The sequence below is a fragment of the Acidomonas methanolica genome (assembly GCF_004346035.1).
Lineage (GTDB): Bacteria > Pseudomonadota > Alphaproteobacteria > Acetobacterales > Acetobacteraceae > Acidomonas > Acidomonas methanolica.
In genome coordinates this window covers 1-26,133 of record NZ_SLZN01000005.1, presented here as the reverse complement: position 1 = coordinate 26,133, position 26,133 = coordinate 1, and the positions used below count along the sequence as shown (strand labels likewise).

General features: G+C 66.0%; 18 protein-coding genes and 1 riboswitch. Of the genes, 13 read left to right on the top strand and 5 right to left on the bottom strand.

What is annotated here, in order from left to right; all coding sequences use genetic code 11:
- Positions 1-2 precede the first annotated feature (2 nt).
- A riboswitch (glycine riboswitch) is annotated at positions 3-94 on the top strand.
- Positions 95-204: 110 nt separating this feature from the next.
- The 3 genes from gcvT (at position 205) to gcvP (ending at position 4,763) form a co-directional block, all read left to right on the top strand.
- Complete coding sequence (gcvT, locus tag EDC31_RS05565; RefSeq protein WP_081797452.1) at positions 205-1,344, top strand: glycine cleavage system aminomethyltransferase GcvT; 1,140 nt, start codon at positions 205-207, stop codon at positions 1,342-1,344.
- A 39-nt stretch (positions 1,345-1,383) separates the two neighbouring features.
- Positions 1,384-1,746: a glycine cleavage system protein GcvH gene (gcvH, locus tag EDC31_RS05560; protein ID WP_042056903.1), complete on the top strand. Its 363-nt coding sequence runs from the start codon at positions 1,384-1,386 to the stop codon at positions 1,744-1,746.
- A gap of 158 nt (positions 1,747-1,904) precedes the next feature.
- Complete coding sequence (gene gcvP / locus EDC31_RS05555; protein WP_042056832.1) at positions 1,905-4,763, top strand: aminomethyl-transferring glycine dehydrogenase; 2,859 nt, start codon at positions 1,905-1,907, stop codon at positions 4,761-4,763.
- Positions 4,764-4,811: 48 nt separating this feature from the next.
- Here gcvP and EDC31_RS05550 read toward each other — a convergent pair whose 3' ends face one another.
- Entirely contained in the window at positions 4,812-5,945 is a 1,134-nt protein-coding gene (locus EDC31_RS05550; protein ID WP_042056835.1) for an energy transducer TonB, read from the bottom strand.
- Between the two features lie 236 nt (positions 5,946-6,181).
- Between EDC31_RS05550 and EDC31_RS05545 the strand changes: the two genes are divergently transcribed.
- The gene (locus EDC31_RS05545; protein WP_042056836.1) at positions 6,182-6,841 is read left to right on the top strand and encodes a DNA-3-methyladenine glycosylase family protein; all 660 of its coding nucleotides are present in this window, start codon (positions 6,182-6,184) and stop codon (positions 6,839-6,841) included.
- Between the two features lie 226 nt (positions 6,842-7,067).
- On the opposite strand, the gene EDC31_RS05540 is transcribed toward EDC31_RS05545, so the two are convergent.
- Entirely contained in the window at positions 7,068-7,892 is an 825-nt protein-coding gene (locus EDC31_RS05540) for a family 1 encapsulin nanocompartment shell protein (protein ID WP_042056839.1), read from the bottom strand.
- 1 nt (position 7,893) lies between these two features.
- Positions 7,894-8,931: a Dyp-type peroxidase gene (locus EDC31_RS05535; RefSeq protein ID WP_042056842.1), complete on the bottom strand. Its 1,038-nt coding sequence runs from the start codon at positions 8,929-8,931 to the stop codon at positions 7,894-7,896.
- A 279-nt stretch (positions 8,932-9,210) separates the two neighbouring features.
- Here EDC31_RS05535 and EDC31_RS05530 point away from each other — a divergent pair, with 279 nt between their 5' ends.
- From EDC31_RS05530 to EDC31_RS05505, 6 genes are all read left to right on the top strand, one after another.
- Entirely contained in the window at positions 9,211-10,644 is a 1,434-nt protein-coding gene (locus EDC31_RS05530) for a cytochrome ubiquinol oxidase subunit I (protein ID WP_042056845.1), read from the top strand.
- A gap of 3 nt (positions 10,645-10,647) precedes the next feature.
- Entirely contained in the window at positions 10,648-11,667 is a 1,020-nt protein-coding gene (gene cydB / locus EDC31_RS05525) for a cytochrome d ubiquinol oxidase subunit II (RefSeq protein ID WP_042056847.1), read from the top strand.
- Positions 11,654-11,803, top strand: coding sequence for a DUF2474 domain-containing protein (locus EDC31_RS05520; protein ID WP_081797453.1), 150 nt, complete (start codon positions 11,654-11,656; stop codon positions 11,801-11,803). The genes cydB and EDC31_RS05520 overlap by 14 nt, the downstream gene beginning before the upstream one ends.
- 53 nt (positions 11,804-11,856) lie before the next feature.
- The gene (locus EDC31_RS05515) at positions 11,857-12,318 is read left to right on the top strand and encodes a nitrate reductase associated protein (RefSeq protein WP_186819992.1); all 462 of its coding nucleotides are present in this window, start codon (positions 11,857-11,859) and stop codon (positions 12,316-12,318) included.
- A 4-nt stretch (positions 12,319-12,322) separates the two neighbouring features.
- Complete coding sequence (locus EDC31_RS05510; protein ID WP_042056853.1) at positions 12,323-14,626, top strand: FdhF/YdeP family oxidoreductase; 2,304 nt, start codon at positions 12,323-12,325, stop codon at positions 14,624-14,626.
- 120 nt (positions 14,627-14,746) lie between these two features.
- Positions 14,747-15,688: a LysR family transcriptional regulator gene (locus tag EDC31_RS05505; RefSeq protein ID WP_042056854.1), complete on the top strand. Its 942-nt coding sequence runs from the start codon at positions 14,747-14,749 to the stop codon at positions 15,686-15,688.
- Positions 15,689-15,860: 172 nt separating this feature from the next.
- Here the strand turns inward: EDC31_RS05505 and EDC31_RS05500 are convergent, their stop codons facing one another.
- Positions 15,861-16,751: an AraC family transcriptional regulator gene (locus EDC31_RS05500; RefSeq protein WP_042056857.1), complete on the bottom strand. Its 891-nt coding sequence runs from the start codon at positions 16,749-16,751 to the stop codon at positions 15,861-15,863.
- Positions 16,752-17,330: 579 nt separating this feature from the next.
- Here EDC31_RS05500 and EDC31_RS05495 point away from each other — a divergent pair.
- The 3 genes from EDC31_RS05495 to EDC31_RS05485 are packed head-to-tail and all read left to right on the top strand — an operon-like array spanning position 17,331 to position 23,170.
- A complete protein-coding gene (locus EDC31_RS05495; RefSeq protein WP_042056860.1) occupies positions 17,331-20,516 on the top strand; it encodes an efflux RND transporter permease subunit in 3,186 nt (1,061 codons plus the stop codon).
- Positions 20,509-21,687 carry an efflux RND transporter periplasmic adaptor subunit gene (locus tag EDC31_RS05490; RefSeq protein ID WP_042056863.1) on the top strand — a complete coding sequence of 393 codons (1,179 nt, stop codon included), beginning with the start codon at positions 20,509-20,511 and terminating at the stop codon, positions 21,685-21,687. The genes EDC31_RS05495 and EDC31_RS05490 overlap by 8 nt, the downstream gene beginning before the upstream one ends.
- 13 nt (positions 21,688-21,700) lie before the next feature.
- The gene (locus EDC31_RS05485; RefSeq protein ID WP_042056864.1) at positions 21,701-23,170 is read left to right on the top strand and encodes an efflux transporter outer membrane subunit; all 1,470 of its coding nucleotides are present in this window, start codon (positions 21,701-21,703) and stop codon (positions 23,168-23,170) included.
- A 145-nt stretch (positions 23,171-23,315) separates the two neighbouring features.
- Here the strand turns inward: EDC31_RS05485 and EDC31_RS05480 are convergent, their stop codons facing one another.
- Complete coding sequence (locus EDC31_RS05480; RefSeq protein ID WP_052512059.1) at positions 23,316-25,796, bottom strand: glycoside hydrolase family 31 protein; 2,481 nt, start codon at positions 25,794-25,796, stop codon at positions 23,316-23,318.
- Between the last annotated feature and the right edge of the window lie 337 nt (positions 25,797-26,133).

Here is a 26,133-nt window from a genome sequence, read left to right as displayed (position 1 = left end):
GGCCCACGATGACGGGAGAGACTGGCCTTCGAGGCTGGCGCCGAAGGAGCAACCGCCCCTGGAATCTCTCAGGCCAAAGGACCGACATCGGCTGAACTTCTGGAAAGAGGCGCGCCCGCGAGCACGTCCGCCGACGGGATAACGATCTCAGGCAAACCGACAGGAGGGGCATGGTACGTCATTCTCCCGCGATGGAGTTCGTCCTTGTCCGAGACCGCGCCTCTTCTCCGCACCCCGCTGCATGATCTCCACCTCGAACTGGGCGCCAGAATGGTGCCGTTCGCGGGGTATGAGATGCCGCTCCAGTATCCCGCCGGCCTGATGGCCGAGCACCTGCACACCCGCAAGGCGGCGGGGCTCTTCGACGTCTCGCATATGGGGCAGTTGCGGATTGCCGCCGTGTCCGGCGATGTGCGGGACGCGGCGCTGGCGCTGGAGACGCTGATTCCGGTCGATCTGGCGGGGCTGGGCGCGAACCGGCAACGCTACGGCGTGCTGACCAATGCGCGCGGCGGGATCATGGACGATCTCATGACCGCCAATATGGGCGGCTGGCTGTTCGTGGTCGTCAACGCGGCGTGCAAGCAGGCGGACACGGCGCATATCGAGAGCGCTCTGGCGGGCAGGATCGTGGTCGAGCGGCTGGAAGGGCGGGCGCTGCTGGCGCTTCAGGGGCCGCTGGCCGTGGAGGTGATCGCGCCGCTTTGTCCGGATGCGCCGGGGATGCGCTTCATGGATGCGATCGAGACCACGGTCGCCGGGATCGCCTGCACGCTGACGCGCTCGGGCTATACCGGCGAGGACGGGTTCGAGATCGGGGTTGCGGCGGAGGACGCGGAGCGGCTCGCCCGCGCGCTGCTGGCGGATGAACGCGTGCTGCCGGTCGGGCTGGGGGCGCGCGATTCGCTGCGTCTGGAAGCCGGGCTGTGTCTCTACGGCAGTGATCTCGACGAGACGACGACGCCGATCGAGGCGAATCTGGCCTGGGCGATCCAGAAGGCGCGTCGGGCTGGGGGCGCGCGCGAAGGCGGCTATCCGGGCGCCGGGATCGTGCTGCGGCAGGCGGCGGAGGGCGTGTCCCGTCTGCGCGTCGGGCTGGCGGCGGAAGGGCGGGCGCCGGTGCGCGCCCATGCGAAGCTCTTCGCCGACCAGGGCGGGACCGTGCCGGTGGGCGAGGTGACGTCGGGCGCGTTCGGGCCGAGCGTGAACGCGCCGGTTGCCATGGGCTATGTCGCTGCGGAATATTCCGCCAACGGCACGGTTCTCTTCGCGGAGCTGCGCGGGAAATTCGTGCCGGTGAAGGTGGCTCCGATGCCGTTCGTGGCGCCGGGCTTCAAGCGCTGAGCGTTCTTTTCAGATCATTTTTCAGGACGGATGACGGATATGACGACTTATTACACCACGTCGCATGAGTGGATTCGCCTTGACGGCGATGTCGCCACGGTCGGGATCACGGCCCATGCGGCCGGGGAACTGGGCGAACTCGTCTTCGTCGAGGCGAAGGATGTCGGGACCGAACTCGGTCAGGGCGATGCGGCGGCGGTGGTCGAATCCGTGAAGGCGGCGTCGGATATCTATGCGCCGATCGCGGGCACCATCGCCGCATTCAACACGAAGCTCGCCGACGGGCCGACGCTGGTGGGCGACGATCCGGAAGGCGAAGGCTGGATCTTCACCATGAAAATCGGCGACACCGCGCAGCTCGAATCCCTGCTGGACGAGGCGGCGTACAAGGCCCGGCTTTAAGCCGGGGCTTCTTTCTTCTTTTTTCTGAAGAAAAAGAAGCAAAAGGACGTTCGATACTTTGGCCCGGGAGTCCCGTCGGGAGACGTCCGGGTCAGGTCGAAGAGGTTTTTTGTTCTTTTTCGGAAGCGAACATCCCTTCTTGATAAGGAACCGTCTCCGTGACTCTCTGGCCCAGCCCTGACACCGAGTCTTTCGCCAGCCGTCATAACGGCCCGCGCGAGGGGGAAATCGCCGCCATGCTGGAGGCGTTGGGGGTGGGGAGTCTCGAGGAGCTGATCGCCGAGACGGTTCCGGCGGCGATTCTCGACCGTAAGGACAGCGGGATCGGGCCGGGCCTGTCGGAGACGGAGGCGCTGGCGCGGCTGCGGGAGATGGCACGCGGGAATGTCGTGATGCGCTCGATGATCGGGCAGGGCTATCACGATACGATCCTGCCGCCGGTGATCCAGCGCAATATTCTGGAAAATCCGGCCTGGTACACGGCCTATACGCCGTATCAGCCGGAGATCAGCCAGGGGCGTCTCGAGGCGCTGCTGAATTTCCAGACGCTGGTGCGCGATCTGACGGGGATGGACATCGCCAACGCCTCGCTGCTCGACGAGGCGACGGCCTGCGCGGAGGCGATGGCGCTGGCGCAGCGCGTGGCGAAGTCGAAGGCGACGGCGTTCTTCGTGGATGAGGACACGCATCCGCAGACGCTGGCGGTGTTGCGCACGCGGGCCGAGCCGCTGGGCTGGGAGATCGTGACGGGCGATCCGGCGCGCGATCTGGACGCCTCGGCGGTGTTCGGCGCGCTGTTCTCCTATCCGGGCAGTTCGGGCGCGGTGCGGGATTTCCGCGCGGAGATCGGGAAACTGCACGCGGCGGGGGCGATCGCGGCGATGACCTGCGATCCGCTGGCGCTGGTGCTGCTGGAAGCGCCGGGCGCGCTGGGAGCGGATATCGCGGTCGGCTCGATGCAGCGTTTCGGCGTGCCGATGGGGTTCGGCGGCCCGCATGCGGGGTATATGGCGACGAAGGACGCGCATAAGCGGCACATGCCGGGGCGCATCGTCGGCGTCTCGCGCGACAGCCGGGGGCGGGCGGCGTATCGCCTCGCGCTTCAGACGCGCGAGCAGCATATAAGGCGCGAGAAGGCGACCTCCAATATCTGCACGGCGCAGGTTCTGCTGGCGGTGATCGCGTCGATGTACGCGGTGTGGCACGGGCCGGAGGGACTGCGCGCCATCGCGCGGCGGGCGCATCGCTACGCGACGATCCTCGCAGACGGGCTGCGCGCGCTGGGGGTGAAGGTCGAGACGGCGGCGTTCTTCGATACGATCACGGTGGCGGCCGCGGAGTCCGCGCCGATCGTGCTGGAGCGCGCGCGGGCGGCGGGGATCAACCTGCGCGACGCGGGGGGCGGGCGCATCGGCATCGCCTGTGACGAGACGACCACGCAGGCGGAGATCCGTGCGCTCTGGCGCTGCTTCTGCCCGGACGAGGCGCGGCTGGCGGCGCTGGAGGACAGGCTGGCGGCGCGGGAGGCGCTACCGGAGGGGCTGCTGCGGCGGGACGCGCTGCTGGAAATGTATCCGGTGTTCCATGCCCATCGCTCGGAGACGGATCTGCTGCGCTACATGCGCCGCCTGTCGGATTGCGATCTGGCGCTGGACCGGACGATGATCCCGCTCGGCTCCTGCACCATGAAGCTCAACGCCACCGCCGAGATGATCCCCATCACCTGGCCGGAATTCGCGGCGATCCATCCTTTCGCTCCGGCGGATCAGACGCGCGGCTATGCGGAGTTGTTCGCCTGGCTGGAGCGGGCGCTGTGTGCGGTTTCGGGCTATGACGCGGTGTCGCTTCAGCCCAATTCCGGGGCGCAGGGCGAGTATGCGGGGCTGCTGGCGATCCGCGCCTGGCATCGCGCGCGGGGCGATGTGGAGCGGGATGTGTGTCTGATTCCGGCCTCCGCGCACGGGACGAACCCCGCCTCGGCCCAGATGGCGGGGATGCGGGTCGTCGTCGTCGGCTGTGACGCGGAGGGCAATGTCGATCTCGGCGATCTGGACGCGAAGCTCGCGCAGCATGAGGGCCGGGTGGCGGCGATCATGGTGACGTATCCCTCGACGCACGGCGTGTTCGAGGAGGGGATCGCCGAACTCTGCCGCAAGGTGCATGACGCGGGCGGGCAGGTCTATCTCGACGGCGCGAACATGAACGCGCAGGTCGGGCTGGCGCGGCCGGGTCATTACGGCGCCGATGTCTCGCATTTCAACCTGCACAAGACCTTCTGCATTCCGCATGGTGGCGGCGGGCCGGGCATGGGGCCGATCGGCGTGAAGGCGCATCTCGCGCCCTATCTGCCGGGGCGGCCCGAGCGGGGGGACGCGCATGCGGTGTCCGCCGCGCCGTTCGGCTCCGCGTCGATCCTGCCGATTTCCGTCGCCTATATCATGATGATGGGCGATGCCGGTCTGCGGCGGGCGACGGAGGTGGCGATCCTGAACGCCAATTACGTCGCACATCGTCTGGGCGGGCATTATCCGGTGCTGTATCGCGGCGCGAAGGGGCGCACGGCGCATGAATGCATCGTCGATCTGCGTCCGCTGAAGGAGTCGGCGGGGGTGACGGTGGACGATGTCGCCAAGCGGCTGATCGACCATGGGTTCCATGCGCCGACGGTGAGCTTTCCCGTCGCGGGGACGTTCATGATCGAGCCGACGGAATCCGAGAACAAGGCGGAGCTGGATCGGTTCTGCGATGCGATGATCGCCATCCGCCACGAGGTCGCCGCCGTGGAGGTGGGGGAGATCGGCATCGAGGCGAGCCCGCTTCGTCATGCGCCGCACACGGCGGCGGATCTGGCCGGGGAGTGGGATCGCGCCTATGGCCGCGCGGCGGGGTGCTTCCCCGCCGGGGAGACGGCGGCGAAATACTGGCCGCCGGTCAACCGCATCGACAATGCCTGGGGCGACAGGAACCTCGTCTGCGCCTGCCCGGAGGTTTCGAGCTACGCCGAGGCGGCGGAGTAGGTCTCGGGCGCGGCTCCGCCGGGCTCCGCCCGGCATGGGCATGGACCGTCAGCGGCGGATCAGGATGTAGTTGATCGTCAGGTCGATGTCGAAATGGTCGCCCTTCATGTCGGGAGGCACGGGGGGAAGCTTGGCGCCCTGGAACATGCCGGTCGTGGCGGCGTCGAGGGCGTAGGAGCCCGACTGGCCGGTGAGGCGCACGCTCTTCACCCGTCCCTGGCGGTCCAGCACGACATGGACCGACGAAGGGCCTTCCTCGCCGTTCCGGATCGCGTCTTCCGGGTAATACATGTGCGAGCGAATCCAGCGGTCCACCTCGTTGCCGTAATCGTCGCTGACGCCGCGGATGGAGTTGCGCGTCATGTAGGGGGCGTTGATCTGCCCGTTGGTGACGAGGGGGCCGAGCGACATGTCGATCGGCGCGCCGGAGCCGCCGTGGCGGCCGTGGCGCGCGCGGGGCATCGGCGGGGCCTCGCCGAAGGACAGGTCCATCGGATTGGCGAAGGGGTTCACGCTGTGCGTCGGCGCGCGATGGGTCGAGGGGCGGCGCGTATGGGTATGGGCGACACTGGTGCGGCCGGAAGGCGCGGTGGCGGGGTTCACGGGCGCGGGGGCCGGGAGGGGGAGTTCGGCGGAGGGGCTCTGGGGCGCTGTCGGGGCGGCCGGGTTTTCGGGCGTCGGGACGGCGGGGGTGGGGCGGGACTCTTGCGAGTCCTGCTGCTGCTTTTCCTCGCTTTGGCTGGCCTGTTCCTCGGAAGAGGGCTTGGGGGGCGTGACGGGCGTGGTCGCGCCGCCCGGATTCTGGGTCTGCGGTCCTTCCATGCCGCTGCGCGCCGTCGGGGCCTCGAACATCATCTGGACCTGGGGGGCTTCCATCCCTTGCGGGCTGCCATGGGCGTGGCGCGCGCCCTCGATGACGAAGGCGGCGATCAACAGCGCATGGAGGGCGACGGAGGCGATCAGGACGGCGGTGATGCCGGAATCCTCGATCACCAGCGGCTTCGTCAGGCCGGAGGTGACGGGGCGGAGGCGGCGGTAGCCGTCGAAACGCTGGACGGGAACGCCGGTCAGCCGCTCCCGTCCGCCGGGGGCGGGGCGGGGCGTCTCGTCGCGCGCTCTCGGGGCGAAGAGCCGGGGCTCGCGGCGGGCGGCGGAAACAAGGTCTGCGGAGGGAAGGGCCATGGCACTGGCCCGCGCGGCGCGTCTCAGGGGGGCACCCGCGCGATCAGGAAGCGAAAAATGGCGCGGTAGGGCGCATATCAGGTGTCCGGGACAGGGCGTGGTACGTGGCGTATATCATGATGGCATCGCATGGCTTCGCTTGCCAAGCAAGGCGCGCGCAACATCATGTATCATACTATCGTATCATCGGGGCATGCGTCATGGGGGGCATGCGGCATGCCCGGGAGGGGAAAATCATGGGAAGCGGCGTGGCGGAGCGGACGGACGGCACGGGGCTGGCCGGGCTGGACCCCGATCTGGATGCGCTGATGGCGCGCGTCGGCCCGTGCGGGCTGGGCGGCGGCAACGGGATGACGCCCTATCAGGCGCTGGTGCGGGCGATCATCGGACAGCAGCTTCACGGCAAGGCGGCGGCGGCGATTCTCGCGCGGGTGCAGGCCCTGGCCGGAGGGGCTGTCCCCGCGCCCCAGAGGATGCTGGACCTGCCGGACGAAGCGTTGCGCGGCTGCGGGGTGTCGGCGGCGAAGCTGCTGGCGATGCGCGGTGTCGCGCGGGCGGCGCTGGACGGGGTGGTGCCGGACCCGGCGGAGGCGGCGGCGCTTTCGGACGAGGACCTGATCGTGCGGCTGACGACTCTGCGCGGAATCGGCCGCTGGACGGTGCAGATGCTGCTGATCTTCACGCTGGCGCGGCGCGATGTCATGCCGGTGGATGATTTTGGCGTGCGTGCGGGATGGCGGCGGCTCAAGGGGCTGGACGCGCCGCCCTCGCCGAAGAGGCTGGCGCAGGCGACGACGGGATTCGCACCGCATCGCTCGGCGCTGGCATGGTATCTCTGGCGCGCGGCGGAGGAAGGGCGCACGGCTGCGACGGCGCTGACCGGGAGCGCGTCCTGACGGCGTGGGCGCTCGCGTTTCGCCAACGCCTTTGAACACGCGGCTGGAGCCGGGCGAACCGGCAGGCTCTCACTTTCTCGTGATCGGCGTTCATCGGGATCACCGCAGACGGCTCCGGCATTCTGGAACCCTGAACTGCGGCCCCATCGTCTCCGGTCAGACGCATCGGCGAATGCATTGCCTTGCGTCCAAGGTCCCGCAGGGAACCGGCGGCGGATGTCGCGGCTCAGGGCGTTGATGTTTCCTTTGTGTCCGCGGCACTGATCGCCACGGTGGCCTCGCTGGTCAGGACGCGGAAGACGAAGCTTTCCTGGAGATACAATTCGACCGTATCGGCCGTGTGGCTGAGATAGCCGATCGAGATGTCCTGCCCGATATCGAGCGCCAGATCGCCGCCGCGCATGGTGACGACGAAGGCGCCTTCGATCGCGGGCGCCCAGATGAGTTTGCCGTCGATCATGCTTTCGATGTGCTTGCGCACGGGATAGCCGTCATCGTCTCCGGCGCTGACGGCGAGAAAGGCCTGCGCGCCGAACACGACCGAATAGGGACCGTTCACCCCCGCCAGTCGGAGGGTGTTGAGGGCTTCGGCAATGACCCGCGGATAGTCCTGGACCGAGGCCGGGAGCTTGAGGCGGGGATTGGAGGTCGCTTCCCGGATGCCCCGGATGCCCGCGGCGGCGTACCCGTCGAATATGGCGCGATCCTCGGCGAAGGCGATGGTCTTCGCGGCATCCTTGACCGGCTGCCAGTCCGAATCCTGGGAGCCGCGATCGACGGCGTCGATCTCTTCGCGGGACAGGGTGAACGGGACCCGCAGTTCGACGAGGGGGAGGATTTCCCGCTTGACGGCGCGGACGCCGCCGGCGGGTGCGTCGATCCTGCTGCCGCGTCCCGTGCCGATTCCAGCCAGTGCAAGCCCGTGCGGTTCCGAGGTGTCGACCATGCGTCGACCCGCCAGATGTCGACGGATCGTGCGGGACGCTTCGTCTTCGATCTGCTCCCATGCGGCGCGGGAAACGGGGGCGAGATGGCGATGGAGGTTGTTCATGTTACGCTTCGTCTTTCAGTGAGCCGATACCCAGAGACGTGCGGCCGGACTCGTGGCTTTCGGACGCCGGAGTCCCGGGCATGTCGTGGTTTGCCGGTCGAGGGGACGGCAGGTCGGGCGCGTCGTCCAGGAAATCGGCGGTCGGGATGAAGAACAGCACCCCGGTGACGGCGGTGCTGACATCCAGGATCCGGTCGTAATTGCCGGGCGGCTTGCCCACGAACATGTTTTGCAGCATCCGTTCCGTGCGGGCGGGCGAGCGGGCGTAACCGATGAAATACGTACCGAACTCGCCCTTGCCGACCTCGCCGAACGGCATGTTGTCGCGGAGGATCTGAAGCTGCTCGCCGTTTTCCTCGATGTTCGTCAGAACGTTGTGCGCGTAGCTCTTCTTGTTGGAATCGCGCTGCTCGATATCGGAGAGTTTGTGCCGGCCGATGACGTCTTCCTGCGTTTCGACCGGCATCGCGTTCCATTTTTTCAGGTCATGCAGGTATTTCTGGACGATGACATAGCTGCCGCCGGCAAAGTCCGGGTCCTCGTCTCCGATAATGGTTGCGTCGAGGGCCGCCTGACCGGACGGGTTCTCGGTGCCGTCCACGAAGCCGAGCAGATCGCGCTCGTCGAAATATTTGAAGCCGTGCACCTCGTCGATCACGGTCGCGGCGCCTTCGAGGCGCGAGACGATCGTGGCGGCCAGCTCGAAACACAGATCCATCCGCGTGGCGCGGATATGAAACAGGAGATCCCCCGGCGTGGACGGCGCGTGATGCACGCCGTGAATTTCCACGAACGGATGCAGATCCTTCGGGCGGGGCCCGCCGATGAGCACGTCCCATGCCTCCGAGCCGAGTCCGGTCACACAGCTCAGCTTGCCGTCGGGAATGCGGAAACCGATGCCCCGGAGCAGCGAGGACATATCGCCCAGCAGGTCCCGGACCTGCGCGCCGATCGCGGCATCCGCGCCGTCATTCAACGTCAGGATCAGGAACATCGCGGCTCGGGTCAATTTCGCGTCGACGGGCTGAAGCGTGGTCAATACTCGAAAACTCCTTGCCGATCATCGGGTGACGGCGTCATATATAGTCCATAATCAGACCGGGTGGAAATCCCACATTGATATAACCTGTACGCATATCGTTATAAGCAGAATGTCTTGGACGGGCGTGATGGAATGATCCTACCATAAAGGCTGGACAATCGCGCGATATCCGCTCGTTGCTGATCGGGGTCCGGCTCCGGTCTTCGATGCGGGTTCCCGATCTGCAAAGTAACGGGCATCCCGTGTCGATGTCGAAAAAGATTTTGGAAGATATGGATGCAGAATGCTCATGACATGGCGTTCCTTCTGGCGCGGTTTCAGTTCGCCTTCACCGTGGGCGTTCACATCATCTTTCCGGCCTTTTCGATCGGTCTGGCGGCGTATCTGGCTGTGCTGGAGGGACTTTGGCTGGCGACGGGGCGGCAGGTCTTCCTCGACCTCTACCGATACTGGATCAAGGCGTTCTCCGTCGTTTTCGGCATGGGCGTCGTGTCCGGCCTGGTGATGGCCTATGAGTTCGGCACCAACTGGTCGGTCTTTTCGAAGAAGGCCGGTCCGATTACCGGCGTCCTGCTGTCCTATGAGGTCATGACCGCCTTCTTTCTCGAAGCCGGATTCCTGGGCGTCATGCTGTTCGGCATGAACAAGGTGGGGCGTGGGCTGCATTTTGCCGCGACCTGCTGCGTGTCCGTCGGCACGCTGATTTCGATGACCTGGATTCTGGCCTCCAATTCCTGGATGCAGACGCCGCGCGGCTATCGGATCGACCCGTCCAGCGGTCAGTTCCTGCCCGATGACTGGCTGGCCATCATCTTCAATCCGTCCTTTCCCTTCCGTCTCGTGCATATGGGGCTCGCGGCCTTTCTCTCCGTGGCCTTCGCGGTCGGCGCGACCGGCGCATGGCATCTGCTGAAGGCGCGACGACAGGGCAAGATGTCCACCGAACCCGTGCGCGTCATGTTCTCTATGGCGATGTGGATGGCGACGATCGTGGCGCCCATGCAGATTCTCGCGGGCGACGCTCATGGGCTGAACACGCTGAAATACCAGCCCGCCAAGCTGGCGGCCATGGAAGGCGACTGGGACAGCGAGACACGCGCGCCGGAACTGCTGTTCGGCATCCCCAACATGAAAACCGAGCATACGGATTATGCGATCGGCATTCCGCTTCTGGGCTCGCTGATCCTGACGCACAGTCTCGATGGCAAGGTGCCGGGGATGAAGGATTTCCCCCGTGACGAAAGGCCGCCCTCGCCGATCATCTTCTTCTCGTTCCGCATCATGGTGGGGCTGGGCGTTCTGATGATGCTGGTCGGCCTCTGGTCGCTATGGCATCGGCGGAACAGCACGCTCTTCATCAGCCCGGGCTTTCACCGTGTTGCCCTGTGCATGGCGCCGGCCGGTTTTCTCGCCCTGCTTTGCGGCTGGGTGACGACCGAAGTCGGGCGACAGCCCTGGACCGTCTACGGCCTGCTGCGGACCGCCGACAGCGTATCGCCGATCGTGCTGTCGAGCATGGTCGTGTCGATGACGGTTTTCGTCGTCGTTTACGTCATCGTCTTCGGGTCCGGGCTCGGCATTCTCGTCAGGATGCTCGGCCGCGCGCCCGAAGAGGGAGAACGGAATGCCGATCCGTCGCATGCCTCCGATCTCCTGGCGACGCATATGCATCCCGCGGTCGTCGATGCATCCACCGCGAAAGGCGTCTGAGCGATGATGGATTTCGCACATTGGCTGCCGATCGTCTGGGCCGTCATCCTGATTGCCGCGATCTCGATCTATGTCGTTCTCGACGGGTTCGATCTCGGCATCGGCATGCTGTTCATGACGGAACGCGACGAAACGCGGCGCAACGTCATGATCAGCACGATCGCGCCGGTCTGGGATGGCAACGAGACGTGGATGGTGCTTGGGGGCGCCGTCCTTTACGGGGTCTTTCCGGGCGCCTATGCCACGCTGCTGCCCGCCTTCTATCTGCCGATCGTGCTGATGCTGGTCGCGCTGATCTTTCGCGGCGTCGCGTTTGAATTCCGTGTGATGACCAAGGGCACGCCAAGGGCGCGGCACTGGGATTTCGGCTTCATGACGGGCTCGGCGGTCGCCGCATTCTGTCAGGGCGCGATCCTCGGCGGCGTGATCCAGGGGGTCAAGGTCACCAACGGCGCGTTTTCGGGGGGTTCACTGGACTGGCTGACGCCGTTCACCATCCTGTGCGGATTGTCCGTGATGTGCGGGTACGCCCTGCTCGGCGCGACATGGCTGGTGTGGCGCACGACGGGCGGGCTGGAGGCGTCGTGCCGTCACGCGGCCGGTCGGTTGGCCGTTGGACTCTTTGTCGGCATCGTCGCCGTCAGTTTCTGGACGCCGCTGTTGCATGCGCCTTATCTGCGCCGCTGGACGGAGTGGCCGAACATCGCATTCGTGGCTCCTGTGCCGGTTCTGGTGGTCGTGTTGGGCCTGCTGCTGGCGGCGAGCCTGCGGAAGGGACATTCGCGTGTGCCCTTCCTCTGCGCGTTGGGGTGGTTCTTCCTGTGCCTCTCCGGTCTGGGCATCACCGTCTGGCCCTATGCCGTGCCGCCGACGCTGAGCCTGTGGGACGTGTCGTCCCCGCCGTCGAGCCAGTTCTTCCAACTCGTCGGCACCGCCATCCTGCTGCCGATCATTCTGACCTACACGGTCTATTCCTATCACGTTTTTCGCGGGAAGGTGTCGGACGCCGATGGCTATCATTGAAATCGTACGCGGCGACGGATCGGAGGCGCCCCGCCGCTGGAGCGCCCGGTTCGGCTGGCTTGTGGGACTCTGGGCGGCCAGCACGGCCGCCTTCTTCGTCGGGGCGTCGCTGCTCCGTCTTCTGGTGCCCAGATGAGAACAACGTCTCCCATGACGGCCGAAAGGGCAGGTCTCATGTCCGAAAACCCTGTGATTTTCGAGTTCGAACGCGATTTCGCCGGGTCTTTGCGCTGCATTCCCATGATCGCGCGGCAGAAGCTCGATATCGTCGGAATCAAGATGACGCTGCGGCAGTGGAGCCGCCTGACGCGCGAGGAACGTGGCGTGCTGGTGGACGGGCCGTGCGGGACGGATCGGGAGCAGGCGGCTTACCGCATGCTCGTTCAGGATCTGATCGCGGCGCGGGCGGATGAGCCCGTTCGCTTTCTGCCGCCCCAGGCGCTGGAGGACTGGCGCGAAGGGAACCGGATGCCGGAGGCCGTGTCGATCCAGGCGCAGGCGGATGGCGTTCCGGTCCCGACGCCGGAGCAGTGGGCCGGGCTGACGCCGCTCAGGCGTTTCGCATTGATCAAGCTCGCACAGTCGAAACATGAGAACGAGAATTTCGTCCCGGCGTTGAAAGAGTTCGGCATCCTCCGGGAAGAGGGTTGAGACCATGAGCAAAGAGAAGAAATCCGAGTTCAAGCCCTATCACCACCCGGCCGGTGGCTGGGGCGCCGCGAACGCGACGGCCAGGGTGCTCATGGAGCAGAGCGTGCTGGTCAAGGGATCGCGCGGGCTGCTCTCCATGAACCAGCCCGGGGGATTCAAGTGCCCGAGCTGCGCCTTTCCCGATCCGGATCATCGCAAGACGCTGGAGTTCTGCGAAAACGGCGCGAAGGCGCTGGCGTTCGAGGCCACCAAGGCCCGTGTGACGCGGGAGTTCTTCGCGCAGCACACCGTCACGTCGCTGATGGAGCGGAGCGATCACTGGCTGGAGATGCAGGGCCGCCTGACCGAGCCGATGTGCTACGATTCCGCGACCGACAGATATGTGCCCATCGCGTGGGACGACGCCTATGCGTTGATCGGCCAGCATCTCCAGGCGCTCGACAGTCCGCATGAGGCGGAATTCTACACATCCGGCCGGACGGCGAACGAAACGGCGTTCCTGTATTCCATCTTCGTGCGCGAATTCGGGACCAATAATTTCCCCGACTGCTCGAACATGTGCCACGAGCCGACGTCGCGGGGCCTGCCGCCCGCGATCGGAATCGGCAAGGGCACCATCGTCATGGCCGATTTCGACCAGGCGGAGGCGATTTTCGTCATCGGCCAGAATACGGGCACCAACTCGCCGCGCATGATGACCAATCTGGTCGAGGCGCGCAAACGCGGCGTTCCGGTCGTGCTGATCAATCCGATGCCCGAGCGTGCGCTGATCCGCTTCACCGAGCCGCAGGACATCCTTCAGATGGGGACGTTCGGCTCGACGGCGATTTCCACGGATTTCGTGCATGTCCGGATCGGCGGCGATCTGGCCATCTTCAAGGGGATGATGCGCGCGCTGTTCGAGGCGGACGAGGCCGGCGAGGACGTGCTGGACAAGGCGTTCATCGCCGAGCACACCGTCGGCATGGAGGCGGTGCGCGCGGATGTGATGAGCACGTCCTGGGCCGACATCACGCGCGTCTCCGGCATCCCGGAAGAGCAGATCCGTCATATCGCCGGGATTTACGCGAAATCGAACGCGACGATCATCTGCTACGGCATGGGCCTGACGCAGCATCAGGAAGGCTCGCATCTCCTCCAGCAACTGGCAAACCTCCTGCTGCTGAAGGGGAATTTCGGCAAGCCGGGCGCGGGTATCGCGCCGATCCGCGGCCACTCCAACGTGCAGGGCGACCGCACCGTCGGCATCGACGAGAAACCGACGCAGGCCTATCTCGACCGTGTGCGCGACGTCTTCGGGTTCGAGCCGCCGCGCGAGCACGGCCATCATGTCGTCGAGGCCGTGGCGGCGATGGAGGCGGGTACGGCGAAGGTGTTTTTCGGCATGGGCGGCAATTTCGCCCGGGCGATCCCCGATACCGATCGCGCCTATGCGGCCATGGCGCGCCTGAACCTGACGGTGAACGTCACGACCAAGCTCAATCGCGCGCATCTGGTCCATGGCCGGGATGCGCTGATGCTGCCGGTCGTGGCGCGTTCGGAAATCATTCGCACGACAAAGGGCGAGCAGTTCGTCACCATCGAGGACGCGATGGCGAACGTCACGCCGTCGCGCGGCGTGTTCGAGCCGGTGAGCGAGGATGTGCGTCCGGAGACGGAAATCATCTGCCGCGTGGCGATGGCGACGCTCCCGAACTCGAAAACGCCCTGGGCGGATTATATCGAGGATTACACGCTGATCCGGGACAGGATCGCTGACGTCTATCCCGAGATCTACGCTGATTTTTCGGAGAAGATGAAGAACCCGCACGGTTTCCATCTGGATATTCCGCCCCGGCGGCGAGTCTGGAAGACACCGAACGGCAAGGCGAATTTCCTCGTCATGCCGGGTCTGGAGGTGAACGACGTGATCGAGGACCCGGCGATGCTGCGGCTGGCGACGATCCGTTCGCATGACCAGTACAACACGACGATCTACAGCAACAGCGATCGGTATCGCGGGGTCTACAACAACCGTCTCGTCATATTCATGAACAAGGAGGATCGTGAGGACCGGGGACTGGAGAATGGGGCGGTCGTCGGGCTGGAGACGTACAGCGACGACGGATACCGGCGTTATGTCGACGGGCTGACGATCCTTGATTACCCGATGCCGCGTGGCGCGATCGCCGGATATTATCCGGAACTCAACCCTCTGCTGCCGCTCGATTTTTACGACGAAATCAGCGGCACGCCCGCGGCCAAGGCCATTCCGGTCAAGATCGTGCCGAGCGTCGCTTCGGCGGCGCCGATCCGCATCGCGGGCTGAGCGGGTTCCGTGCCGTATTTCCGGGACGCCGTTCGCGGGCCATGATCATTGGTCTGCGGGTCGTTGTGTCGCGCGGGGCGTCGCGCCGACCGGACCCGCGGCGACCGCACGGAGCTTGAGATGTTTTTGAAGCAGTTGCAGTATCTGCGCGAAATCGAACGCCACAGAAGTTTTTCCAAGGCGGCCGCGGCCTGCGGCGTGTCGCAGCCTGCCCTGTCCCGCGCCGTCCGCCAGCTGGAGGACGAGCTGGGCATCGTCATCATCGACCGCAAGAAAAAAGTCTTCGGGATCACGGATGATGGGGCGCGCGTTCTCAAATGGGCGCATGACATCCTCAGAGGGGTCAGCGAACTGCGGAACGAGGTCTCGGTAACGAAGCGGGCGATCGCGGGGATCGTCAGGATCGGCGTCATCCCCACCGCCGTGCATATCGTCCCTCTCCTGCTGGACGCCGCGCAGGAGCGATGCGGCGATTTCGCCAGCGAGGTGCATGCGCTGCCCAACGGGTCGATCATCGAGAAACTGGTCAGCAAGGAACTCGATATCGGGATCATGTATTATGACCAGTGCCCGCAGGCGAAGGCGTTCCAGGTTCGCACCCTGTATGCCGAGCAGCAGGTTCTGGCCGCATCCGGCGCCTTCGAGCTTCCTGAAGGAGACGATATCGGCTGGGAGGCCGCATCCCGGTTGCCGCTTGCATTGTTGACCAGGGAAATGCGCTGCCGGCAACTGGTCGATGTGGGATTCCAGACCGCCGGCGTCGAGCCGATGATCCGCCTGGAGACGAATTCACTGGAATTGATTCACGCGCAGGTCATGACCGGGAAGGTCGCCACCATCCTGCCGATTTCGTCCTTTCCGCTGCGGGTGCCCCCGCCCGGTCGGCTCCGGCTGCGGCGATTGCCGGGCTTTTCACCCGGCGCCGTCGGGGTGGTGCGTCTCAGCGAACATGCGGCTCCGGAATTTGCGTCGGACGTGTGGGACAGCGTGATGAAAACGAGCCTTCAGGATGACCTCGACCTGCTGTGCAAGCCCGTGACCGCGCCGAGGCGGAAGCGATGACATTTCGCCTCCGTCAGAACGCCCCGGCCCATGGCCCGATCGCGCCCCGCCCGCCCGGATGACCGAATGCGGCCCGGTTTCAGTCGTCGTGCCGGTCCGCCCGTCGAAACGATGCAATGCTCCGATGCAATGCTCCAGGATATCATGACGGGTCAGCCGCGAACGGCCGGGATCAGGCGGACAGGGCGCGGATGCGGGAGACGTCCCGCACGGGGGGATGGCCGAACATGCGGCGGTAGTCGCGGCTGAACTGGGAGGGGCTTTCGTAGCCGACGGCGAACGCGACCTCCGCTGCGTCGGCGCGTCCCTGCATGAGGCGTCTCCGCGCGTCCTGAAGGCGCAGGCGGGTGCGGTATTGCAGGGGGCTCATCATCGTCGCCGAGCGGAAATGGCGGTGGAACGAGGACGGACTCATCCCGGCGATCCGCGCCACCGAGCCGATGTCGAACGGTTCGCGATAATGATCGCGAATCCAGTGCATGGCGCGGTTGATCTGCGAGAGGTTGCTGCCGCTCGTCGCGATCTGCCGCAGCACGTAGCCCTGGGGGCCCTGAAGGAGTCGGTAGAGCAGCTCGCGCTGGAACAGGGGCAGCAGCACCGGAATATCCTGCGGACGTTCGACCAGTGTCACGAGTCTGGTGACGGGATCGAGAATCTCCGCCGTCAGCGGGCTGACGCTCATGCAGGACGGGCAGAGCGGGCCGTGTTTCAGTTCGTCGTCCTGCACGTCGAGGAGAAGCTCGGCGATCTGGCCGGGATCGAGCGTGAGGCACAGCGCCAGATAGGGTTCGTCGCGGGTCGCGAGCGTGACCTGGCCGGTGACGGGAAGATCGACGGCGGTGACCAGGTAATTCCGGGCGTCATAGTTGAAGACGCGGTCGCACAGGACGACCTGCTTGGCGCCCTGGACGATGATGCAGAAGCGCGGATCGTAGAGGACCTCCGCCGGCATGGTCGGTGCCTCCTCGCGGAAGAACATCAGGCCCGGCACGACGGTGCGGACGGCCGATCCGGCGCAATGGCGCGCGACCATGTCGCGCAGGCGGATGATCATCTCCTGCATGATGTTCTCCGGAGTTCATGATGGCGGGTTCGTTCCGCGCATCATAGGGCATGCCTGATCCAGCCAGCAGGTGAAATCTCGGGTGGAAGTCGGATCGTGCAATAATATGGCGGGATCGTTCTATCCGGCGCGGCGGGGGGATCGCTCCGCATGAGCAACGCGATGAGGAAATGCAGCGTATTCAGGCGGTATCGGCGTCGTTCGTCTCGCCCCGGACGTCATGCCGGGGTGACGTTCAGGTCGGATCATGCAAGGATATGGGTGGATCGCTCTACCGCGTTTCGGGGTGCGTCTTGCATGATCCGACCCGAAGCGTCGCCGGCGCTGTCGAGCTGCCGGAGGCTGTCATGACCATGAAGCAGGTATCGAGCCCTTGCCGGCATCCGGTCCTGCTCTTCGTTTTGAAAAAAAGAACCGGAAAGTCTGTCCGGCTTCACCTTGGGGCGTCCCGGTGAAACGCCGCAGCTGACCGATCGGCGTCTTTTCGCGCCTTTTCTTCGGAAAAGGAAGGAAGACCGCCTCGGCGGCCGCTTCCGGTCGCCTGTGCCATTCGTAACATCCTCCGGATAGAGACTTCCAATGGGTATCGTCGCATTCGCGCTTCGGCGGCCGTATACTTTTCTGGTCGCGGGCGTCCTGATCCTGCTCCTCGGCGTCACGGCGGTCCTCCGCACGCCGACGGACATCTTCCCCACGATCGACATCCCGGTCGTGACCGTCGTCTGGTATTATGACGGGCTCGACGCCGCGGAGACCGAGAAGCGCATCAGCACCTACACGGAGTTCTCCGAGAGTTTCTTCGTCAATAATCTGCGCGACATCGAGAGCCAGACCACGCCCGGGCTGGTGCTGCAAAAACTCTATTTCCAGCCCGGCGTGAACGTCGATCTCGCCGTGGCCCAGACGGTCTCGGCGACCAACTCGATCCGCGCCTTCCTGCCGCCCGGCGTTCAGCCGCCGATCATCATGCAGTACAGCGCCTCCAGCGTGCCCGTGCTCCAGCTTTCCCTGTCCTCGGAGAAGCTGACGGAAAGCGAGTTGTACGACTACGGCGTCTATCGCGTCCGCCAGCAACTCGCGCCCATTCCGGGCACGATGCTCCCGCCGCCCTATGGCGGGAAGATCCGTCAGGTCATGGTCGATATCGACGCGCGCAAGCTCGCGGGCGTCGGGCTGACGCCGCTGGACGTCTCCAACGCCATGAACGTCCAGAACCTCACGCTGCCCGCCGGAACGGTGAAGTTCGGCCCCACGCAATATGATGTGCGCATGAACGGCATGCCGGACATCGCCCGGCAGCTCAACGAGGTGCCGCTCAAGCGCGACCCGAAGACCGGCGCGATCATCCGCGTGGCCGATGTCGCGACCGTCCGGGACGGCACGGCGGTGCAGCAGAACGTCGTGCGGCGCGAGGGGCGGCGCTCGGTCCTGCTGTCGATCATGAAGGCGGGCAACGCCTCCACGCTCGACGTGGTGAACGCCATTCGCAACACCGTGCTGCCCGTCACGCGGGCGGCCGCCCCGCCGGGCATGAAGATCGAGGAGCTGTTCGACCAGTCCGTCTTCGTCAAGGCCGCGATCTCGGGCGTCGCGTCCGAGGCCGTGATCGCGGGGCTGCTCACGGCGGCGATGATTCTCGCCTTCCTGGCGAGCTGGCGCTCGACGCTGATCGTCGCCGTCTCCATCCCGCTCGCCATCCTGTCTTCCATCGCCATCCTCGCCGCCACGGGACAGACCCTGAACCTCATGACGCTCGGCGGGCTCGCGCTATCCGTCGGCATTCTGGTGGACGATGCGACGGTGACGATCGAGAACATCCATCGCCTCCGCCATGACGGCGCGGATCTGCGCCTCGCGGTGCTCGACGGGGCGGCGGGCATCGCGCTGCCGACGCTGGTCTCGACGCTGGCGATCTCCTGCGTCTTCGTCTCGGTCGAGTTTCTCGTCGGGCCGGCGCGGTTCCTGTTCACGCCGATGGCGCTGGCGGTGGTCTATGCGATGCTCGCCTCCTACGCGATCAGCCGCACGCTGGTGCCGATCTTCGCGGCCATGCTGCTGAAGGCGGAGGAACGTCAGGTGGCGCGGCGGCGGGACGCCGGGCTCGGCCCCGATCGCCTCGCGCGTTTCGGGCAGTGGTTCGACGCACGCTTCGAGCGTTTCAGGGACGGCTATGTCCGTCGGCTGGGTGCGCTCGTCGCCAGCCCGTGGAAGATTCCGGCGCTGGGTCTGGCGGTCGGTCTCGTCGCGCTCGGTCTGGCGACGCAGGTGGGGCAGGATTTCTTCCCCTCCATCGATGCGGGGGAGTTCAAGCTGCATGTCCGCGCTCCGGCGGGGACGCGCATCGAAACGACGGAGCGGCTCTTCGACCAGGTCGAGGACGTGATCCGCGGGACGGTCCCGGACAGCGAGCGCAGGCTGATCCTCGACAATATCGGCATTCCGTTCCGCTACTCGATGCCGTTCGACGACGGCACGACGATCGGGCCCAATGACGGGCAGATCATGGTCGCGCTCAGGGAAAACCACCGGCCGACGGCGGACTATGTCCGGAAGCTGCGCACGGAGCTGGCGCGCCGCTTCCCGGAGAGCGTGTTCTACTTCCAGCCCGCCGACATCGTGACCCAGATTCTGAATTTCGGCATCCCGGCTCAGGTCGATATCCGTATCGCGGGCTATGACGTCATGACGAACCGCAAGGTGATGGCGGAGATACGCGACGGGATCGCGCGCATTCCCGGCCTCGTGGACGTGCATCTCCATCAGCAGCTCGCCGCGCCCGAGCTTCGGCTCGCCATCGACCGCCAGCGCGCGCTCGATCTCGGCCTGACGATGAACGACGTCGCGCAGAACGTCATGGTCTCGCTCGCGTCGTCGAACACGGTGACGCCGAATTTCTGGGTCGCGCCCGATACCGGCATCCAGTATCCGCTGGCGGTGCAGACGCCGCAATACCGGATCAACGGCCTCGGCGACCTGCGCGACACCGTCATCAAGGATGCGTCCGGCGTGGCGGCCGCTCCGGCGCTGCTCGGCAATGTCGCGGCGATCCGGCGCGGCGTCGGCCAGAACGTCATCTCCCACAGCAACATCCAGCCGACGCTCGATCTCGACGCGAGCGTGGAGGGGCGCGATCTGGGTTCGATCGCCCGCGCCATCGACAAGGTGGTGGACCGTCACCGCGCCGAGCTGTCGCCCGGCAACACGGTCGTCATCCAGGGGCAGATCGAGAGCATGCGCTCGGCTTTCGGGCGGCTGGAAATCGGGCTGGGGGTGGCGGCGATCGCCGTCTACCTGCTCATGGTCATCAACTTCCAGTCCTTCACCGATCCGTTCGTCGTGGTTCTCGGCCTGCCGGGCGCGATGTGCGGCATCGTCTTCATGCTCTTCGTCACCGGGACGACGTTTTCCGTCCCCTCGCTCATGGGCGCGATCATGAGCGTGGGCGTGGCGAGCGCGAACTCCATCCTGCTCGTCACCTTCGCCAAGGAAAGCCGGGCGCTCGGGATGACCGCCGCCGAGGCCGCGGTCGCGGCGGGACGCGCGCGGCTGAGGCCGATCCTGATGACCTCGCTCGCCATGGTGATCGGCATGTTGCCGATGTCGCTCGGCCTCGGCGAGGGAGGCGAGCAGAACGCGCCGCTGGGCCGCGCCGTGATCGGCGGGCTGCTCGCCGGAACCTGCGCCACCCTGTTCGTCGTGCCCTGGCTCTACAGCCGTCTCCGCCGGAAGGAGAGTCGTATCCTGGAGGATTATGCCAATGTCTGACACCGTTCCTCCCGCCCCTGATGCCGCAGTGCGGGGTGGCCGTCCCTTGGCCCCGTTCATCGGGATCGGCATGGTCCTCCTGCTCGGATATGGCGCCTATCTCCATGTCGAACGGGGAGCCGCCGTCCGCGCTCTCGCCGCGCAGAGGCTCGCGCAGGTGCCCGAGGTCCGGGTGATGATCGTGCGCGCCGATGCGGAGCCCGTCTCCCTCGACCTGCCGGGCGAGACCGCGCCGTTCGAGACGGCCGCCATCGGCGCGCGGGCCTCGGGCTATGTCGCGCGGCGCTTCGTCGATATCGGGACGCCGGTCAAGGCCGGCCAGGTTCTGGCGGTCATCCGCGCGCCGGAGCTGGACCGGCAGGTCGCGCGCGCCGAGGCGGCTCTGGCGCAGGCCCGCGCCAATCTGCAACTCGCGCGCATCACGGCCCGGCGCTCGCGCGGTCTCGTCGGCGGCGGGGCGGTCAGCGAGCAGAATTTCGACGTGGATCGCCTCACGCAGCAGGAGCGCGCGGCGGAGCAGGCGGCGGCCGACGCCGCCCTTGCGGAGATCGCGCAACGCCGCGACTATACGACCGTCACCGCGCCCTTCGACGGCGTGGTGACGGCGCGGCGTGTCGAGGCGGGCGATCTCGTGAGCGCCGACAACCCGCAGGCCGCCCCCCTCTTCGTCGTCGCCCGCACCGACACGCTGCGCGTGCGCGTCCATGTGCCTCAGGGGGAGGTTCCGGGCGTCTCCGACGGGATGCCGGTCGAGATCTCCGTGCCCGACCGGCCGCGGGAGCGTTTCTCCGGCGTCGTCGCGCGGACCGGCTTCGCGCTGGAGGAAGGCAGCCGCATGCTGCCCGTCGAGATCGACCTCGACAATCGTGACGGGCGGCTGAAGGCGGGGCTTTATGCGACCATTCATTTCGCCATGCCGCGTCCGTCGCCGACCATCCTGATCCCGTCGGAGGCGCTGATCTACGAGGCGGACGGATTGTCCGTCGCCACCGTCGACCCCGCAAACCATGTGCGGCTGCGCAAGGTCGCGGTCGGCCGCGATTTCGGCGACCGGCTGGAGGTGAAGGACGGCCTGCCCGACGGCAGCCGCCTGATCATCCATCCGCCGTCCTCCCTGCGGGAGGGCAGCGTCGTCGCGCCGCTCGCCGGCGGACCGGGCGAGGGGGCGTGACGTGAGACGGATCATGTTCCGCTCCCTCCTTGCCGCCGCGCTGTTTCTGGGCGGCTGCACGATGATCCCGACCTATCGGCGGCCGGTCGCGCCGGTCTCCGCCGCCTGGCCGCAGGGGCAGGCCTATGGCGCGGACTCTGCCGATGCGGCGTCGGAGGGGCTCGACGACTGGAAACGATTCTATCGCGATCCCGTCATGCAGCGTCTCATCGCGCTGGCGCTGGAGAACAACCGGGATCTGCGGATCGCGCAGCATCAGGTCGCGGCGTCCAGCGCGCAGTTCGATATCGAGAACGCCGCGCTGTTTCCCACTCTGAACGGCGGAGCGCTGGCGAATGTCGAGAAGCTCTATGCCGGCACCTACAGCCTCTCGGGCAACCGGGGCGGGGCGTTTTTTCTGCGGGAATACGCGGTCGGCTTCGGAGTCTCGGCCTATGAGGTCGATCTCTGGGGGCGAATCCGCAGCGCCTCACGGGCGGCCTTCGACCGATACATGTCGGACGAACTGAACCGCGAGAGCATGAGGCTGAGCGTGATCGCGAGCGTCTCGGCGGCGATGCTGGACTGTGTGGCCAATAACGAGGCGCTCGCGGTGACGCGGCGCATTCTGGAGAACAGGCGGCGCACCTATGATCTCGTCCGGCGCACGCGCACCGTCGGGACGGGGACGGAACTCGACGTCGCGGAGGCGGAAACCGCCCTGCATGACGCCGAGACGAATCTGGAGATCTATACCCGCCAGCGCGCGCAGGCCGTGAACCAGCTCGAACTCCTCGTCGGCGCGCCGCTGCCGGCGGAGGTGAGGACGGCGCTGGACGGGAAGGCCGGTCTCGCCGATGTCGTCGCCTTTCCGGCCGTGCCTGCCGGTCTTCCGTCCGACATGATCGGCCGCCGTCCGGACATCCTGGCGGCCGAGGGCGCTCTGCGCGCGGCCAATGACGATATCGGCGCGGCGCGGGCGGAATTCTTCCCGAAGATCCAGATCACGGCGGCGAACGGCACGGCGAGCAACAACATCACCCGTCTGTTCCAGAGCGGCATGGGCGCGTGGAACATCGCGCCGCAGATCACCCTGCCGCTCTTCGACGCGGGGCGTCTCGCCGCGCAACTGAAACAGGCGAAGGCGCGGAAGAGGCAGGAAATCGCCCAATATGAAAAGACGATCCAGACCGCCTTCCGCGAGGTAGCGGACGCGCTGGCCGGGCGGGGAACCTATGTCGGCCAGCGCCAGGCGCAGGATGCGCTCGCCGCCTCCAGCGGGCGCGAATATCTGCTGGCGCTGACCCGGTTCAAGGCCGGATACGATCCGTATCTCTCGACGCTCATCGCCCAGAGGACGTTCTATTCCGCGCAGCTCGGCGCCATTACCACCCATCTCCAGCAAATGACCAACATGGTCACGCTCTACAAGGCGCTGGGTGGGGGGTGGGATGCCATGCCGGCGCCGCGGCCCGCGCCGTCGATCGGTGAGAGAATCCTGTGACGAGGGGCCATCTTTTTCTGAAGAAAAAGAAGCAAAAAGACTTTTGATCCTTTGGCTGCGGCGTTTCCCGGGGAAATTCCGCAGCCAGGTCGAAGATGTTTTTTGGTTCTTTTTTCCAAAAAAGAACAAGACCGCCTTTCCGGCCTCAATCTTCCGGCGGAGCGCTTTTCTGCCGCCGTCCCGTGCCGCTGATCGTCACGCCTTCCGGAGTCGCGGGGAGGGTGAAGCGCAGGCTCCGCGCGTCGGCGTCGAAGCCGGCTTTGATCTTGCCGCCGGGTTTGACGGCGAGGGTGCCGAATGTTTCCAGCCCGTGGATCGTCACTTCGATCTCCGACCACCAGGGCGCATACTGCCCTTCCTGCCGCGAGATCGTGACGGTGAAGCTGTCGTCCTCGGCGAAATGCGCGCTGAAGAGGAGGCGCAGGAACTGCCCGTCGCGGAAGGCGTGGGTCTCGCCGTCATCGTCGTACAGCGTGCCCGAGCAGTGCGTGTCGGCATAGATGGCGAGGCGCAGCGGGCCTGAGGGCGTTTCCGCCGTGGACTGGATCACGTCATGGGAGGGGAGAATCGCGCCCGCGCGGGCGAAGACGGCGATTCGTCCGGCCTCCGGCTCGCGGCGGATCACATGGCATTGCTGGCGCGGATCGGCGTCGAGTTCCTTCGTGGTGCCGCTATTGCCGGTGATGCGGGCGATCCTGTCCGTCCCGATGCGCGCGCCGGTCCAGAAATCATACCATCCGCCGGGGGGGAGCAGCACGTCGAACGCACCCGGCATCTCGCCATAGGGCGGAGGGGCCACCATCAGCGCGGCGCCGACCATGAACTGCGTCGGCGCCTGCCGGTCGAGCGCGAAGCCGCCGGCGGCCTCGGGAAATTCGAGAAAGAGCGGCCGCATGAAGGGCAGCCCGGTGCGGCTGGCGTCTTCCGCCAGCGTGTAGAGATAGGGGAGCAACCGGTAGCGCGTCTCGATCGCGGCGCGGCGGATGTGCAGATGGGCCTTTCCATCCACCCAGGGTTCCTGCGCGGCGGTGCCGAGATCGGAATGGTTGTCGGCGATCGGGTTGAACATGCCCACCTGCAACCATCGCGTCAGCAGATCTGGATTGCTGTTGCCGACGAATCCGCCGAGATTCACCCCCGCGAAGGCGAAGCCGCTCAGTCCGAGATTGAGGAGCATGGCCGTGCTCAGCCGCAGATGCTCCCATGTCGCGACGTTGTCGCCCGTCCAGGTCACACCGTAGCGCTGGCCGCCCGCGTAGCTTGCGCGCATCATGACGAAGGGGCGTCGGTCGGGAGCCATCCTGAGCAGCCCCTCGCGCGTCGCCTTCGCATTCAACATGCCGTAAATATTGTGGATCTCCGCATGAGGCGCGACGCGCGGGGCGAATCCTTCCGTCGCGATGCGATGCCGGACTTCGGGGCGGAAGGTGCCGAGCGTGTTGAATACGGCAGGCTCGTTCATGTCGTTCCAGATGCCGTCCACGCCCGTTTCCGTGACGCTTCCGATCACCTGATCGCCCCACCACACGCGGGCTGTCGTCATGGTGAAGTCCGGAAACACGCAGGGGCCGGGCCAAACCTCGTCGATGTAGAGCGCGCCCTGTTCGGTATGCACGAAGGCGTCCCGCGCCAGCCCCGTGGCGTAAGGCTGGTAGGTGCCGTCCGGCACATGGGCGATATGGAGGTCGGCGATCATGACGATGCGGAATTTCTCGGCATGCAGCTCCTCGACAAGGGCGCGGAATTTCGGGAAGGCCGTCTCGTCGATGGTGAAGGCGCGCCGTTCGTTCAGGACATGCAGATCGAGCCAGATCACATCCGACGGAACGCGCTTCTCACGCGCGCGCCGTGCGAGTTTCCGCACGTCCTTGCGCGTCTGATAGGAGTAGCGGGAGTGATGATAGCCCAGCGCCCATTTCGGCGGCAGGGGCGGCAGGCCGGTCAGCCACCCATAGGCGCTGACCACCTCGGCGGGGGTCGGTCCGGTCATCACGTAATAGTCGATCGGGCCGCCCAACGCCCCGAATCGGATCAGTTCCGGGTCCGACACGCCGAAATCGAAGAATTTCCGCCAGCTATTGTCGAGCAGGACGCCGAAGCTGCGTCCGCGCTCGTAGCCGATGAAGAAAGGGATATCCTTGTAGAGCGGGTCTTGCCCCGCTTCGAAGGCGTAGCTGTCCGTCGTCCATTGGGCGAAGGAGCGCTGGCGCAGATCGAGGCGACCGGGCTTGTCGCCCAGGCCGAAGAGTCGCGTGTCGGGGCTCAACCGCTTGGCGAGCACGAAGCCCGTCCGGCCGGGGAGGACCGGCGCATCCTGCGCGTCGGCGAGGATCAGTCGCCCCTCTGTGTCCTCGATCGTGATCGCGCCGGTGGCGGTCGCGATATGCAGGTGGGAGGCGGCGGTCCGCAGGATCAGGCCCTGCGGCGATTCGCCGATCGTGACGGTCGTGCCGGCGTGACGGCGCTCGGCCGGAACAGCCCAGGATTCGTCCGCCGGGAGGGTGGCGTCCTCACCGATACGGATGCGCCAGAGAGAGGGCGTCAGCGCGCGCGCCTCGATCATGATGGTGTCGGAAACGCACTGCACGCCGTTGGCGAAGCGCTGCGAGAGGGCGAAACGGGTCATTGGCGGCGTCCTTCAACGGCTCAACCCGTCGAGACTATCGGCGGTTCTGCAGGCGCGCGACCTATTTTCGCGGAAGGAAAGAGAAAGATTTCAAAAGATTTATGTTGGGTCCGGCTGCCGGGAATCGGGGTGAAATGGTCTGAAATCCCTTGCGGCGCCTCGGTTTCGGACAGAATGGCGGACCCGAAAAATTCATGTTGACGGATCGGGCCGGGGGGGGCTAAAAGCCCGCTACCGACGAGGGGGGGCTGAGGTTTCTCTGGGTTTTCTGAGTGAAATCAGGGGCTTTAAGTTGGTTTTGTTCTTTGACAATTGAAGATTGAGAGAGAATGGAAGG